This window comes from Colwellia psychrerythraea 34H (assembly GCF_000012325.1).
Taxonomy (GTDB): domain Bacteria; phylum Pseudomonadota; class Gammaproteobacteria; order Enterobacterales; family Alteromonadaceae; genus Colwellia; species Colwellia psychrerythraea_A.
This window is the reverse complement of record NC_003910.7, coordinates 910,701-926,491: the sequence shown is the minus strand read 5'-3', so window position 1 is coordinate 926,491 and position 15,791 is coordinate 910,701. Positions and strand designations below refer to the sequence as shown.

Genomic DNA, 15,791 nt, shown 5'->3' with positions numbered 1-15,791 from the left:
CTCGCTAATTAGTCGATTTATTAATGTGCTTGGTATTACCATTTTTTCCTTTCCTACAGTGCCAACAGAACACTGTAAAAATAAACAGTTTAATTTTCATATTATGCCCTAGATTAGTTTTTATACTGTAAATTCTATGACATAATCGTCGGTTCTATTTTATCGCTATTTGAGTTAAAAACGCATGAAGAATATTGAAGTCAGAGGGGCTCGCACACACAACCTCAAAGACATTAGTTTAACTATACCTCGAGATAAACTCGTGGTCATTACCGGCCTTTCTGGTTCAGGAAAATCTTCTCTTGCCTTTGATACACTCTACGCTGAGGGACAACGTCGTTATGTAGAATCGCTTTCAGCTTATGCGCGTCAATTTTTATCTTTAATGGAAAAGCCTGATGTTGATCATATTGAAGGTTTATCGCCCGCTATCTCCATCGAGCAAAAGTCAACATCTCACAACCCGCGCTCAACCGTAGGTACCATCACTGAGATATACGATTATTTGCGTTTGCTTTATGCCAGAGTTGGTGAACCTCGTTGTCCAGAGCATGGTCAAGCACTAGCGGCACAAACAGTTTCACAAATGGTTGATAAAGTTTTAGAACTTGAAGAAGGCACAAAAGTGATGCTACTCGCGCCTATTATACAAGACCGTAAAGGCGAACATGTAAAGCTTCTTGATAACTTAGCTGCCCAAGGCTTTATTCGTGCGCGTATTGACGGGGAAGTTTGTGACTTATCTGATCCACCACCGTTAGAATTACATAAAAAACACACTATAGAAGTTGTCGTTGACCGTATAAAAGTGCGTGAAGATATTCAATTACGACTTTCAGAATCTTTTGAAACGACCTTAACGTTAACTTCTGGGACTGCCAAAGTCGCTTTTATGGATGAGCCGGACCGTGAAGAACTTATTTTCTCAGCTAACTTTGCGTGTCCACATTGTGGTTACAGCATGCAAGAGTTAGAGCCACGTTTGTTCTCTTTTAATAATCCTGCTGGTGCTTGTCAAACCTGTGATGGTTTAGGTATTGAACAGTACTTTGATAGCTCTCGCGTTATTGCCAATGCAGAGTTAAGTCTTGCCGGCGGCGCAGTTCGTGGCTGGGATAAACGTAATTTTTATTACTTTCAAATGCTGCAAGCCCTTGCCGATCATTATAAATTCCCCGTTGATAAACCGTTTAATAAGTTATCCGCTAAAGCCCAAAAAGTTGTGCTTTATGGTAGTGATGAGCAAGAAATTGAATTTAAATACATGAACGACCGTGGTGATGTTGTGGTGCGTAAGCATCCTTTTGAAGGCATCATCAATAATATGCAACGCCGTTATAAAGAAACGGAGTCAAATTCGGTACGTGAAGAGCTAGGAAAATACCTTAATTCACAACATTGTCCGGATTGTAATGGTAGTCGATTACGCTTAGAAGCTCGCAATGTTTTTATCGAAGATACACCACTCACTGTCGTGGCTGAATTTTCCATTAGTGATGCCCTCAAGTTTTTTCAAGGTTTAACCCTCACAGGCCAGAAAGCACAAGTTGCTGAAAAAATATTAAAAGAAGTAAACGAACGTTTAGGATTTTTAGTGAACGTTGGCCTTAATTATCTCAATTTGTCACGTGGCGCAAACACCCTATCTGGCGGTGAAGCACAGCGAATACGTCTTGCTAGTCAAATCGGCGCAGGTTTGGTTGGTGTCATGTATGTTTTAGATGAACCCTCTATTGGCCTTCATCAACGTGATAATGAACGCTTACTTGGCACCTTGATACATCTCCGTGATTTAGGTAATACCGTTATTGTGGTTGAACATGATGAAGATGCTATTCGCGCGGCAGATTTTGTGGTGGATATTGGCCCAGGCGCTGGTGTACATGGCGGTGAAATTATCGCGCAAGGCACCGTGGATGACATACTCAATTGTAAAGAGTCTTTAACGGGGAAATACCTTTCTGGCGTAGAACGAATTGAAATACCTAAACAGCGTCATGCTTTTGATAAAAAGAATGTCGTTAAGCTCAAAGGCGCTACCGGTAATAATTTAAAAAATGTCGACTTAGTCATTCCTACCGGTTTAATGACCTGTGTAACTGGCGTGTCGGGCTCAGGTAAATCCACACTTATTAACGATACGTTATATAAATTAGCGCATATCGAGCTTAATGGTGCAACGGTTGATGAACCAGCTCCTTACAAAAGCATTCATGGTTTAGAACTATTAGATAAAGTTATCGAGATTGATCAAAGTCCAATAGGCCGAACCCCACGCTCAAATCCCGCGACATACACTGGCATATTTACGGCCGTGCGCGATATTTTCTCTGCGACACAAGAGTCACGTTCTCGAGGTTATAAAGCAGGACGATTTAGCTTTAATGTTAAAGGTGGACGTTGTGAAGCCTGTCAAGGTGACGGCATGATCAAGGTAGAAATGCACTTTTTACCTGATGTTTATGTACCGTGTGATGTATGTAAAAGTAAACGTTATAACCGCGAAACGTTAGAAGTTTTATACAAAGGTAAAAATATTCATCAAGTATTAGACTTAACCATTGAAGATGCTTTTGACTTTTTCAAAGCTATTCCTGCGATTAATCGTAAGTTGCAAACCTTACTCGATGTTGGTTTAGGCTATATCAAACTAGGGCAGTCAGCAATCACTCTATCGGGCGGTGAAGCACAACGAGTCAAGTTATCAAAAGAGTTATCAAAAAGAGATACCGGCAAAACGTTGTATATTTTAGATGAGCCAACCACAGGTTTGCATTTCCACGATATAAAACAATTATTAAACGTTATTCATCGCTTGCGTGATCATGGCAATACGATTGTGGTGATTGAGCATAACTTAGATGTTGTCAAAACAGCCGATTGGGTTATCGACTTAGGTCCTGAAGGCGGCGCAGGTGGCGGTGAAATTTTAGTAACAGGTACTCCTGAACAAGTTGCCAAGCATAAAACGTCACATACAGCGCGATTTTTAAAACCTTTATTAGCGTCAAAATAAAGCCGTAACTTTAATAACGATTACGGCACGAAGCATAACGCATAAAAGAATGCGTTATGCTTCACTTATCTCCTTCTTTTAATAGGAATTTTATGTACATCAAAAATAGTGAACGACTAAAGTTTAGATTAATGGATTCTAAAGATGCCCAAGAATTATGGGAGATAGATCAAGATCCAACAGTGATGAAGTTTCTTAATGGCGGTAACCCCACCAGCATAGAGCAGGTTAACAGCGTATTTATTCCAAGAATGAACAAATACCGGAATAGCGAATTAGGCTGGGGAATTTGGCAAGTATCAAATAAAGTAACTGATGAGTATTTAGGTTGGGTATTGATCCGTCCGATGTCATTTTTTACTGAGTCACCCAATACTAAGGATTTAGAGTTAGGTTGGCGATTTTTCCAAAGTACTTGGGGAAAAGGGTACGCTACAGAAGCGGCAATAGCGATAAGAGATGCTGTAGTTGCCAATACCGATGTTACTCATGTTTCTGCACTAGCCGTAGCTGACAATCTAGCTTCGGTTGGCGTGATGAAAAAAATGGGCATGCACTTTGTCAGAGCTTATTTACATGAAGATCCCATTGGTGATTTTGATGCCGTCCATTATCAAATGTCAGTGAGAAATAAGTAAGCTAAGCTCAAGTGATGTGAGTGTTTTTACTAAGAGCGACTAAGAAAGAGTAGTATTCCTACTCTTCAACCTTGTCTACCTCATAGGTTAAAATATCTCCCGGCTGACAATCTAGCACTTTACACAATTTATTTAGCGTATCAAAACGAATAGCACGCGCTTTATCATTTTTTAAGATTGATAAATTCTGCGCGGTAACCCCTACCCTATCTGCCAACGTTTTTAATTTCATTTTACGTTTTGCAAGCATGATATCTAACGTGATAATTATAGCCATAATGACACCATCAACCTCTGTTTATGATCAAAATGGATAGCTTGCTTAAAACTATCCGACGTAATAAATAACAAATCAATAAAAGATATATACCCGTTACGAGTAAAAGTTAATAAACTTTAGAGCAGCAATAAAGAAAACGATATCACTGGCACAACTCAATACCATGCATATCATTGAAAAGAGCAAATTATTGTCGTGATAACCACACTATGCTACTAGATAATGCAAAAAACTGCGGCTAAGATTACTACTAACAGAATGAAAAAAAGCAGGATATAGCATAAAACAGTCGCTGTGTTAACGCTATGTCTTCTTCTACCTTTTATGCTTTAAGATGACAAATTGTCGACATACGCATCTAAAACAATATTATAACTGATTAGCATTATTTTATTTTCAAAGTATTTAAAACAATTTAACCACAAACAAAAGCGAATGATATAAAGCTATTTTTTATCGATAAACATTAAATAACAATCAAATAACAATAAACAATAAATTAAGTAAATCACCCTATTTATTTGGGTATTAGCCTAAGGTCTAATTGGTTAATTTTGTCGACAGTTTTAATGTATGTATATCCGAGTTATCTACAAGGCCAATATAATGAAACACATTGAACAACAAGAATTAGCAATCAATTCACCCGAGAGTTACTGGAAAGAGCAGTCTGAACTAGTTGCTTGGTACAAAAAACCTCAAACGATATTGTCGACAAACACTGATTCTTGGCATGATTGGTTTGCCGATGGCGAATTGAACTCTTGCTATCTTGCGTTGGATTATCATGTTGAACAAGGCCGAGGTGCTCAAACTGCACTGATATATGACTCGCCGGTTACCGGAAAAAAACAAAAATTTAGTTATCTTGAACTGACCAGTCTAGTGGCAAAATTTGCTGATGTACTCAGATCACAGGATGTTACTAAAGGCGATCGTGTATTAATTTATATGCCAATGATCCCACAAGCCGCTATAGCAATGCTGGCATGTGCTCGATTAGGTGCAATTCATTCCGTCGTTTTTGGTGGTTTTGCTGCCAATGAACTTGCAGTACGTATCAATGATGCTGAGCCAAAAGTTATTGTTGGTGCTAGCTGTGGTGTTGAAATAGCCAAAGTTATTCCTTATAAACCATTAATTGATCAAGCTATCGAAATCGCTAATCATAAGCCAAAAAATTGCATCATTTACCAAAGAGAAGAAGTTCAAGCACAGTTAGTACCGAACAGAGATCTTGACTGGCAGGAACAAATGGATGTTGCTGTTGAAATTCCTGCTGTACCCGTTAAAAGCACCGACCCACTCTATATTTTGTATACCTCAGGTACCACAGGCAAACCAAAAGGTGTGGTAAGAGATAATGGCGGTCATGCTGTCGCAATGCTTTATAGCATGAAAAACATCTATGGCATGCAGAAAGGGGATACCTTCTGGGCTGCCTCGGACGTTGGTTGGGTTGTGGGTCATTCTTACATTATTTACGGTACTTTAATGGCAGGCTGTACCACGATTGTTTATGAAGGAAAGCCGATTAGAACACCTGATGCTGGTGCTTTTTGGCGTGTTTGTGCTGAGTATAAAGTTAACGCTTTATTTTCAGCACCTACCGCCTTTCGTGCTATCGGAAAAGAAGATCCAGAAGGTGACTTATTAAAAGATTACGACCTCTCATCATTGAAACGTTTATTCCTCGCAGGAGAACGCTTAGATCCAGCAACCTATCATTGGCTTAAAGAAAAAACACAACTACCAGTAATAGATCATTGGTGGCAAACAGAAACAGGCTGGGCAATTGCCAGCACGCCATTAGATGACGGCTCTGACAATATAGTAGCAACAAAAGCTGGCTCTGCTGGTTTTCCAATCGCAGGATTTGATGTACAAATTCTTGATGGCGATGGTCAGCAAGTCCCTGCTGGACAGCAAGGTAGTGTCGCCATAAAACTACCACTTCCTCCTGGCTGTTTAGCCACTATATATCGCGATTCTGAGCGTTTAGTATCAGGGTATTTATCAAATCATCCTGGCTATTATACGTCGGGAGACGGTGGCTATATTGATGAAGAAGGTTATCTTTTCATCATGGGTCGCATTGATGATGTTATCAATGTTGCTGGGCATCGTTTATCAACCGGTGAGATGGAAGAGGTTTTATCGGGTCATCCAGCGGTAGCAGAATGTGCTGTTGTCGGCATTCACGATGCACTAAAAGGGCAAGTACCTCTTGGGTTAGTCGTCATAAAAAATGGTATTACCACCAGTGATGAAGATCTCATTAGCGAATTAAAACAAAGCATTCGTAATGATATTGGCGCAATAGCATCATTGAAAAAACTACTGATCATTGATAGATTGCCAAAAACGCGTTCTGGCAAAATTTTACGTAAAACCCTTAGACAAATGATTGATGGGCAAGAAATTGAAATACCTTCAACCATAGAAGATAGCCAAGTAATAACTGAACTTTCAGGTGCTCTAGTGGGCATCAACAAAGACTAGTTATTGACGTTATACGCATAAGCAAGTGTTTACTTAGTGATAACTTGTTTATGCGAAATGGTAATAAAAAAGAAACTTACATAGTCACACTATGTAAGTTTTTTTGTAATAATCAGTAAGAAGCGTTTAATTGAACTGATTTAGTCTTTTGTTTTATGGCTGTTATAAGGCCAAACATCTTTTTCATCTTCCTCTTTACTAGAAGATGTTTCTGCAGCTGTATTTGGCTCAGTTTTCGATTCACTTTTATTATCTGCATTATTTAATGAGGCCGATAGTTCTTCAAGGTCATTCATGCTTGAAGTCGTCTGTTTAGGCTGAGCTGTATTAATAGCCGTTTTACTAGAGCCTTCAACCGCTTGGTTAATTTCGGCCATTTCAGTTATCGTTAATTCTCGCCATTGCCCCGGTGTTAAATCCCCTAACTCAACTTTCATAATACGTGAGCGTTTTAATTTTAAAACCTCATAATCGAGATATTCACACATACGGCGAATTTGACGATTAAGACCTTGAGTAAGGATAATGGTAAACTCAAAACGGCTTTTAACTTGCACAATACAAGGTTTGGTAATGGTCCCTAAAATAGGTACGCCACGAGACATTCTCTCGATGAAGCGTTCACTAATAGGTTTATCAACGGTGACAATATATTCTTTGTCGTGAGCATTTTCCGCGCGTAAAATTTTATTAACAATATCTCCATCACTGGTGAGAAATATCAAACCTTCCGATGGTTTATCTAATCGACCGATAGGAAAAATACGTTTTTTATGACCAATGGCATCAATAATATTACCGCGCACATGTTTTTCAGTGGTACAGGTAATGCCAATAGGTTTGTTATAAGCGATATAAATACGATCCGACTTGTCATCACTAATTGGAGCAATATCATATCCATCTACTTTAACGACATCACCCGCCAACACTTTAGTACCAAGCTCTGGCACTTTATCATTGATGGTTACCCGATTGGCTTCTATCATTTTATCGGCACTACGGCGCGAACAAAAACCAGAATCACTAATGTATTTATTTAAACGTTTTGGGGGAGTCGAAGTGGTCAATTTGTCGCTGCTCATTTTATTTTAGTACAATCTCGTTACTCGGTATTATACTTAAAACCAACACTAATGTATTAATCATATTTAATTCATACCAAGTCCATTAAGTTATTTATCACTCAGCGAGAATTAAAAGGCTTAGAGGCAAGGCATTGATTGAAGAGAATGGTTATTCCCTTATCAAAATCAATAACGATGTATGTAAACCTTTACCTTTTATTAGGTACTCGCCCTTGGGAGCTTGTCAGAAAAGCAATAACTTCACAAATTTGTTAGATATAGAATGACTATACCAGCACAAATTTTATTTGTTCTGGCTTCTCTGACATAGCTCTGAGTTGGGAATAAATTTAATGGAATTGGTATAACTATGTTAATTTTTGCACACAGAGGCGCTAGCGGAGTTGCACCAGAAAACACGCTACGATCCATTCGTACAGCATTAGAAGCTGAAGTAGATGGTATTGAAATAGATATTCATGAAGTTGACGGTAAATTATTTGTTATTCATGACCGATGGCTGCACAGAACCACATCAGGCCAGGGGCAAATTTTTAACTATGATTATCAGTATTTACGCAGCTTAGATGCAGGTGACGGTGAAGTTATTCCAACCTTAGACGAAGTATTAAAGTTGATTGCCGGAAAATGCACTATCAATATTGAATTAAAAGCAGTGAGAAATTTAACGTTATTATTTTCCTGTATTGATGACGCTATCAAGACAACTGAGCTATTGAGTAATGATGTTTTATTTTCATCTTTTAATCACAGGTTATTACATGCCATACAGCAACAGCGAAGTGATTTTGCTATCGGCGCTCTTACGGCATGTTACCCGTTAGACTATGCAAAATTTGCCGAACAACTAAATGCTTATTCTGTTCACCTTGATGTCGACTTCATTAGTGAGCATTTTGTCGCTGATGCTCACAAACGCGGCTTAAAAGTATTTGTCTATACGGTCGATGAATTAGAAGATATCAATGCCATGAAACATTTAGGTGTCGATGGTATATTTTCTAATTACCCAACAAAAGCCAAAAGCCATATTGCCCATTTAAACGGTATTGCCAAATAAGCACGATGTTATTGGGTATTTAAACCATTTAAATGTGTGAGGTACTCATCTAAACTTAGAAAAAATAACGGGCAGCTAATTGAAATTGTTTTTCGATTAGGTCAACCGGCTCAGCAGTATAGTATCGAGCAGGCCTGTGGCTATCAATAATGGTAAACTCTGCTGATAAAAACCATGGCTTACTCAAACGATAACTGTGATTTAATGTCAGGGCTTGACCTTGTTCATTATTATTATCGCCCCAAGTATCATCATTATCTGTCACCGAAAAATCTTCAACTCGCAAAGTACTTTTATGCTTTCTATTCGCAACAATGGCTTGCCAATTATAATGTAGCGCGACAAAGGCACTGGCATAGTCATTGTTGACTACATCCACCTGACTTTCGCTTTGCATCAAGGTATCACCTGATAGATACTGCGCAGTTAACGATAAGTTTTTACTAAAACGCCAACGAGCACCTAAGTGATAAAAGCGTGTTCGCCAACCGTACTGTCCATCAATGACTTTATAAGGGGTTGCTCTGTTATCATAATAACCCGCAGATATTTCACCCTTTCCTCTTAGTTTCCATTCTCCTCGTACGTGGAATCCTACACGGTGGTCTAGCTCGAAAAAAGGGTCAGATTTATCTGCTTGCCCTGCTAATGCCTGCCCGTCAGCACGAGCTGGAAACCATGGAAAAGCACGTTGCTCTGTCCAAAGCGTTTGTCTGTTACTTATTGTCCAACCATGCCAAGCTAATAAAGCGCCTGCGGGATCATTATTGATAAAGGCCGTCGCTGAAAGTGATAGATCATATTTATTATTGTTCATTCGCCCTAAACGAGTCACTTTAAACTCTGAGCCCAATACTCGAATTTCTTCACCAAGCCAGGTATTTATTGTTGATGAATCTAAGGTGTCTTTACTTGCCCAAGCGTAAGCATTATTTTCAAGGGAGATTTCTGGATAGAAGATACCCACTTTAGTTTGAAAGCGATAACCTGAGCTAGTGGGTAGTGAGCGATATTTTAGATAGGCTTCAGTAAATCCTAAAACAGTGCTTTCACCATCACCGCTAGCTTTAGGATAAGCATTAACGACGCCATGGGCACTGAGACCATTTTCCCAAGATACCGATAAATCTGCGCCAATCTGCGCCACTGAGAAATGTAGACCATCACCTAAGCCAAGCTTACCTTGTCCGCTAGTAAGGTAACCTTTATCCAAAGAGTCAATGTAACTAACTCTAAAGTCTACAATGCCATGCGCAGTATATTCAGCCGCTCGAGCCATGTGTAATGGAAAATAGAATAATAAAACCAAAAACTGGCAAAGCATTATGCCTGTTTTAATCAAACCTTTTCCTCAACATCTTGAATAGTTAACTGTGCTAACAGCCATGGAGTTAACTCCATGGCCGGTTTTGGTTTACTGATATAATAACCCTGCGCAAGTTCACAGCCATGAGCTGCTAACCAATTTAACGCAAATTCATCTTCTATTCCCTCAGCAACCACGTGCAGTCCCATATTATGAGCAAGTTCAATTGTGGAGCGCACTATAATTTGATCATCTTCATCATGTTCAAGGTGTTGAATAAATGATTTATCTATTTTTAATTCATGTACTGGCAATTGTTTCAATTGTGCTAATGATGAATAACCCGTGCCGTAATCATCGATCGATATTTTCATACCGTAATCTTTAAATTCTGCCAATAATTTAATTGCCGCCTCAGGGTCTTCTACTACAGAGCTCTCGGTCACTTCCAGCGTAATTTTTTCTGCAGGTACCTTGGCCGCCATAATTGACTGACAGATAAAGTGATGAAAATCGTTCTCTTTTAAATTTTCTGCAGAAACATTTATCGCTATATTCAAATCAATACCCTGTTCTTGCCAAGCATTATATTGGTCCAATGCGGTAATAAATACCCAACGTGTTAACGCCTTAATTTGACCTGTTTGTTCTGCAATGTGAATAAAATTATCAGGAGGCACCATGCCTAATGTAGGGTGCTGCCAGCGAACTAATGCTTCGGCGTGAGTTACCGTTTTAGTTTTTAAACACATTTTAGGTTGAAAGTGTAATTCCAACTCACCTGCCGGAATAGCTTGTTTCAAATCGTTAATCAAACTTAAACGCTCAACCGTATTAACATCAAGATCAGGATGGTATATTTGTACTAACTTCCTCTTCTCTCTTGTACTGTTTAGCGCCGTATCTGCCATTTGTAATAATGATTTATCATCAACAGCATGCTCAGGATACGCTGCTACGCCAATCCTAACTTGCAGCTGTAAGCTAATGCCCTGATAATCAAATATTGGTTCAAGCTCAGCTCTTAGCTGATAAATAGCTTCATCGACCTTCAAATGTTCTACCAATAAAATAAATTCATCTGCTCCTAAATGTGCCAAGGCGTTAAAACTATTCATTTGACAAAGATTATGTAAACGACTTGCAAGTTCTTTAATAACTTCATCACCTACATCATGACCCAATGTATCGTTAACATCTTTCAAACGACTAAGATTTAAATGTAAAACTAGAAAATTTTTCTGTTGTTCTATGAGTTTTTTTAGGGTTTTATTGAGTTTGTTTCGGTTGGGTAAATCCGTTAATGGATCATGATCTGCACGATGAGTAATCGCTTCTTCACGCTGTAATACCGCAGCTTGCATTTGATTAAATTCGTCTGCAAGTTGCCCTATTTCATTGTTATCTTTTAACGTAACTTTTTGCTGATAATCTCCGCTGGCGATTACTTTAGCTTGAGCAACCAAGCGTTTAATCGGCTTACTAATAGAGCCCGCAATAAAATAAGCACTAGTAAGTGACAACAATAGGGTTAACGCTGCTAGGAATAAAAACTTCCACCACTGTTCTTGCAATAAGGCGACAAAATTAGCTCGTAAACCATGCATGGCAACACCGAATTCTTGGTCATCAAATTCGGTGATTAATGAGTGAGTAGCGATATATTGATCGGGGGCTTTATTTTCAATAACCTGCACCGCCAACTCTAGTAACTTATCGTAACTTTCATTGTTTTCACTACTCTGGACAACTGAAATCAACTGCCACGCACCTTCATTTTTGATAATAAAATCGGTATTTAAACCAGTAATATTTTTAAATTCATCCGCTAATCGCTCATCTATTTCAAAACCAAAAGCGATCCATCCTAACGTTTTAGCTCCCACAGTAACTGGCGATAAACTCAATTGATAAAGTGCATCATCAATCATATATAAATGCGCTGCTTGACCGGTTTCAAGCCATTCACTGAAACGAAAGGCACTGTTTCGTTCAGCGCCTTGTCGAATTTTACCTTTACCGTTTACAAAATGACGTTGTAATTGTCCATTGATGATCCCTGCTGAAGAGATGGTCATGGCCAAATCAGCATCAATACGTTTTCTATGATTATTTAACGCAAATAATAAACTGCGAGTATCCTCATTAAAGACTTCTTTTAAACCATAATCTTTCGCTACTGTTTCAGCAAAAGTAGATAAATAGGTCAGTCTGCGATCAAATAACTCGGTAAAAATGGTTTTTGCTGTCGTTAAACGGTTATTAATTTCTGCCGCTTCTTGATTTTTCTTTTCGCTATATAGAGTCCAAAAAGCAATGGCTTGAACCATTAATAACAGTATGACAAACAATAAAAATATTTTATTTTGTAAACTCTTCATTCATTAACTTCTTATTTTTTTTATACTAATAATCGGAAAGAAAATCAAAATCATCATCACTTTTTTGGACAGGGATATCATCCATGTCTTTCTGTAAAGTCAAAGTAATGATGTCACCAGCTGAAAGATCCTTTTCTATAATCATCCGATTATTCTCTGCTTGCATTTGAGGGTGCCATACCACAACGCGATATTTTCCTAATTCATTTAGCGTAAAACTAGCTACCCCTTGTTCATCCGTTTTAGCAAAATAAGGCGTGTCTACGACTAAAAGGTAACCACTCATCCAATCGTGAATATTACAGCCCATAGCAATTTCAGCAGCGTGATTGAATTGTGCTGTTGAGTCAGTTTTACCTGCTCGTATTTTAAAGGAGAATTTATTTTCACTATCGGCTGAGTAAATATGATGAGTAATATCATCTTGATTTACAAAGTTGACCGTAGAGGTACTTTGGCTAACGCTTATATAGGGAATAAAGGATTTACTATGCTGACTAATTTCAACTGTTTTACTCTGTTGAGGTAAAACTTGATCCATTAACGGCTCAATATACACCACCATATTTTGCAAAGGTTTGTTCTTTACATTCTTAACTTGTACTTGAACACAAGTTGTATTTTCTTTTGGACAAGCTTCCACCGACCAAGAGGCCAACGAGATAAAAAACAATGAAGAAATATAGACACAATAAGGTAAAAGCGCAGAGCGCAAAAGAAAAGGATGGCTCACCATCTACTCCTATCAAATTTCACTTGAGCGTGCAGTGTATACCAGTTTTGTCTTGGTGGAAAATCGTTGCCTTAATGCTCGCTAATTTTAACTGAACTGTCATATATATTGAGCTATTTCAAGGGCTGCACACTTTTCACGCTATTGTTTAGTATACTCAGCGAAGAAAAGTCAGGCTAACACCAACCTGGTTATTAACCTGATTTCGTCATGAGTACTGCATTGCAATACTTATACCCGCTCTACTTGAAGATGCTCGTTTCAGGAAGTCTGAGCGATTCATAATCAAGGCCCATTTTTTTATTAAGGGTTATTCCCTTAAAAAGAAATGTAACGCAGATCATTATTTGCTCAGCCTTCCCCAAGGGCGGGTTTAGAAACGCTTTATGCTGCGTTATTGATTTCGACAAGGACGCTGCATGGATGCAGCTTATTAGAGAATGCAGGAGCATATTCTCCTGAGTAACCATTCTCTTCAATCAATGCCTTGCTTAAAGGCGTTTCTAATTCCAGCTGAATCCTGCATCTTCAAGTGGAACGGGTATATAACTTAGCGCTCTTACGCACTCTCATTCATCAATACTTGCTGTCCATTTTGAATTAAACGGCTCAATGGATTTACACCAAATTGATAACAAAGCTCTGCCGGTTGATTAATATTCCATAACGCAATATCAGCATCATAACCAACTGCCAACTGCCCTTTGCTTTCACTTAATCCTAAGGCTTTAGCGCCATAACAGGTGATACCTGCCAATGCTTCAGACGGTGTTAATCTAAACAAGGTGCAGGCCATATTAAGCATTAGGTGGATATTATGAATAGGGGAAGTGCCGGGGTTGGCATCCGTAGCGACTGCCATAGGTACTTGATGTTTACGAAGCAGTTCTATTGGTGGTAATTGGGTTTCACGTAGGAAGTAAAAAGCTCCGGGTAATAATACGGCGGTCATGCCCGATTTTTTCATCGCTTTAATACCCGCTTCATCTAGAAACTCAATATGATCAGAGGACAAAGCATTATAGTTAGCTGCCAATTCAGAAGCGCCTAAGTTAGATAATTGCTCAGCATGAACTTTAATAGGTAAATCATGGGATTGTGCGGCATCAAAAACACGTTTGGTTTGTGCAAGACTAAACCCTATACCTTCACAAAATACATCAACGGCATCAGCTAAGTTTTCGCTCACCACTTGTGGCAACATTTCTTCGCAAACAACATCAAGGTAACCTTCGGCATTATCTTTGTATTCTATCGGTAAAGCGTGCGCCCCCAGAAAAGTACGTTTAATTGTAACAGGCAGTTCATCAGCTAATAAGCCCGCTACTTTTAGCATTTTGATTTCGTTTATCGTATCTAAGCCATAACCTGACTTAATTTCAACCGTAGTAACACCTTGCTGATGTAAAGCGGTTAAACGCGGTAAGGCGCTGGCAAGTAACTCTTGTTCACTTGCCCTTCGCGTCGCGGTAACTGTTGAGACAATCCCGCCGCCCGCATTAGCAATTTCTTGGTAGCTTTTACCTTGTAAACGCATTTCAAATTCATTGGCACGGTTGCCGCCGTACACTAGGTGTGTATGACAATCGATTAAACCAGGTGTTAACCATTGTCCCTTGCAATCGATAACTTCAATATCTTCATCTGTTACCGAAAAGTGCTCAGGTAAATCACTTTCTTTACCTAACCAAGCAATTTTACCTGCGCTAATTGCTAATGCACCTTGAGATATTTCACCGTAACTTTCACTGCCATCAGTCATAGTTGCCAGATTTACATTGATATAAAGAGTTTGCCAGTGCTTAAAGAGTGTCATGCCGCGACCTTATGGAGAAAGTGATGAAAGCGAAAATGATAAGCCAGTCTTCATAGATATAAAAACTTGAAAATAATCTCAGCTGATAGAAAAACTTTTACTTTGAAATTTTAACTTGAAATTATGCCGATCGCAACTTGTATATACAACTCTTGCCTTTTTATTAAATATGTGAGATCGTATAAATAAGTTCAAACAAAGCCAAAACTAATCATGACTATCAATGCTAGTAACAGCGCAACAAAAAAAGATAAGCCTGCCAAGTATACTATGATCAAGCAATATATTTGTGAACATATTGAGTCAGGTGAATGGCCGCAAAATGCAAAAGTACCTTCTGAAAACGAGCTTACACAGCAATTTGATGTAAGCCGCATGACGGCAAGACGTGCTCTACAAGAACTAACTGAGCAAGGTATTTTAGTACGTTCTCAAGGTGCTGGCACTTTTGTCGCAACGTTTAAGTCACAATCATCCTTGCTAGAAATTCGCAATATTAGTGATGAAATTAGTGATCGTGGTCATCAACATAAAGCTAAGCAATTATTATTAAATTCTACTGCCGTTACTGATGAAATAGCTATTTTACTCAACTTGAAAAATAACGAAGATGTTTTTTATTCTGAGATATTACATTATGAGAATGATGATGCGATTCAATTAGAACAACGTTTTGTAAATGTCAGTTTAGTGCCTGATTATTTATTACAAAACTTCACACAAATCACCCCACATGAATATCTTTCATCGGTTGCTCCCTTAACTGAAGCAACCCACGAAATAGAAGCCATTCTCGCAAGTGATGAAATTTGCCAACAATTAGACATACAATCAACTACGCCTTGTTTACAAGTTAAACGCCGTACTTGGTCGAAACAAGGTGTCGTTAGTGTCGCAATTTTGACATCACCTGGTGATAAATACCGTTTAGGCAGCCACCTTAAATTTTAAGCATGTTTGCTTACTTGCTC

General features: G+C 38.7%; 11 protein-coding genes. 5 read left to right on the top strand and 6 right to left on the bottom strand.

What is annotated here, in order from left to right; genetic code table 11:
* The first annotated feature begins 184 nt into the window (after window positions 1-184).
* Both uvrA and CPS_RS04085 read left to right on the top strand, forming a co-directional pair.
* Window positions 185-3,016: an excinuclease ABC subunit UvrA gene (gene uvrA / locus CPS_RS04090; protein WP_011041763.1), complete on the top strand. Its 2,832-nt coding sequence runs from the start codon at window positions 185-187 to the stop codon at window positions 3,014-3,016.
* A gap of 92 nt (window positions 3,017-3,108) precedes the next feature.
* On the top strand, window positions 3,109-3,654 hold the full coding sequence (locus CPS_RS04085; RefSeq protein ID WP_011041762.1) for a GNAT family N-acetyltransferase: 546 nt from the start codon (window positions 3,109-3,111) through the stop codon (window positions 3,652-3,654).
* A 58-nt stretch (window positions 3,655-3,712) separates the two neighbouring features.
* On the opposite strand, the gene CPS_RS04080 is transcribed toward CPS_RS04085, so the two are convergent.
* A complete protein-coding gene (locus CPS_RS04080) occupies window positions 3,713-3,931 on the bottom strand; it encodes a helix-turn-helix domain-containing protein (RefSeq protein ID WP_011041761.1) in 219 nt (72 codons plus the stop codon).
* A 609-nt stretch (window positions 3,932-4,540) separates the two neighbouring features.
* Here CPS_RS04080 and CPS_RS04075 point away from each other — a divergent pair.
* Window positions 4,541-6,436, top strand: coding sequence for a propionyl-CoA synthetase (locus CPS_RS04075; RefSeq protein WP_011041760.1), 1,896 nt, complete (start codon window positions 4,541-4,543; stop codon window positions 6,434-6,436).
* A gap of 140 nt (window positions 6,437-6,576) precedes the next feature.
* Here CPS_RS04075 and CPS_RS04070 read toward each other — a convergent pair whose 3' ends face one another.
* On the bottom strand, window positions 6,577-7,425 hold the full coding sequence (locus CPS_RS04070) for a pseudouridine synthase (protein WP_232769051.1): 849 nt from the start codon (window positions 7,423-7,425) through the stop codon (window positions 6,577-6,579).
* A gap of 448 nt (window positions 7,426-7,873) precedes the next feature.
* On the opposite strand from CPS_RS04070, the gene CPS_RS04065 reads away from it, so the two are divergent.
* Window positions 7,874-8,584: a glycerophosphodiester phosphodiesterase gene (locus CPS_RS04065; RefSeq protein ID WP_011041758.1), complete on the top strand. Its 711-nt coding sequence runs from the start codon at window positions 7,874-7,876 to the stop codon at window positions 8,582-8,584.
* Window positions 8,585-8,639: 55 nt separating this feature from the next.
* Here the strand turns inward: CPS_RS04065 and CPS_RS04060 are convergent, their stop codons facing one another.
* From CPS_RS04060 to hutI, 4 genes are all read right to left on the bottom strand, one after another.
* Window positions 8,640-9,926 carry a hypothetical protein gene (locus tag CPS_RS04060; RefSeq protein WP_101153672.1) on the bottom strand — a complete coding sequence of 429 codons (1,287 nt, stop codon included), beginning with the start codon at window positions 9,924-9,926 and terminating at the stop codon, window positions 8,640-8,642.
* Window positions 9,923-12,271 carry a bifunctional diguanylate cyclase/phosphodiesterase gene (locus CPS_RS04055; protein WP_011041756.1) on the bottom strand — a complete coding sequence of 783 codons (2,349 nt, stop codon included), beginning with the start codon at window positions 12,269-12,271 and terminating at the stop codon, window positions 9,923-9,925. Before CPS_RS04055 ends, CPS_RS04060 begins: the two co-directional genes overlap by 4 nt.
* A gap of 25 nt (window positions 12,272-12,296) precedes the next feature.
* Entirely contained in the window at window positions 12,297-13,004 is a 708-nt protein-coding gene (locus CPS_RS04050) for a hypothetical protein (protein ID WP_138140232.1), read from the bottom strand.
* A 559-nt stretch (window positions 13,005-13,563) separates the two neighbouring features.
* Window positions 13,564-14,820 (bottom strand): imidazolonepropionase, encoded by a 1,257-nt coding sequence (gene hutI, locus CPS_RS04040; RefSeq protein ID WP_011041754.1) that lies wholly within the window; start codon window positions 14,818-14,820, stop codon window positions 13,564-13,566.
* Between the two features lie 213 nt (window positions 14,821-15,033).
* Between hutI and hutC the strand changes: the two genes are divergently transcribed.
* Window positions 15,034-15,771 (top strand): histidine utilization repressor, encoded by a 738-nt coding sequence (gene hutC / locus CPS_RS04035; RefSeq protein WP_011041753.1) that lies wholly within the window; start codon window positions 15,034-15,036, stop codon window positions 15,769-15,771.
* Window positions 15,772-15,791: the final 20 nt, after the last annotated feature.

Bases quoted from the DNA above. Each gene is read 5' to 3' on its own strand.
- uvrA (WP_011041763.1), top strand. From the start codon at position 185: ATGAAGAATATTGAAGTCAGAGGGGCTCGCACACACAACCTCAAAGAC.
- CPS_RS04085 (WP_011041762.1), top strand. From the start codon at position 3,109: ATGTACATCAAAAATAGTGAACGACTAAAGTTTAGATTAATGGATTCT.
- CPS_RS04080 (WP_011041761.1), bottom strand. From the start codon at position 3,931: ATGGCTATAATTATCACGTTAGATATCATGCTTGCAAAACGTAAAATG.
- CPS_RS04075 (WP_011041760.1), top strand. From the start codon at position 4,541: ATGAAACACATTGAACAACAAGAATTAGCAATCAATTCACCCGAGAGT.
- CPS_RS04070 (WP_232769051.1), bottom strand. From the start codon at position 7,425: ATGATAGAAGCCAATCGGGTAACCATCAATGATAAAGTGCCAGAGCTT.
- CPS_RS04065 (WP_011041758.1), top strand. From the start codon at position 7,874: ATGTTAATTTTTGCACACAGAGGCGCTAGCGGAGTTGCACCAGAAAAC.
- CPS_RS04055 (WP_011041756.1), bottom strand. From the start codon at position 12,271: ATGAAGAGTTTACAAAATAAAATATTTTTATTGTTTGTCATACTGTTA.
- hutI (WP_011041754.1), bottom strand. From the start codon at position 14,820: ATGACACTCTTTAAGCACTGGCAAACTCTTTATATCAATGTAAATCTG.
- hutC (WP_011041753.1), top strand. From the start codon at position 15,034: ATGACTATCAATGCTAGTAACAGCGCAACAAAAAAAGATAAGCCTGCC.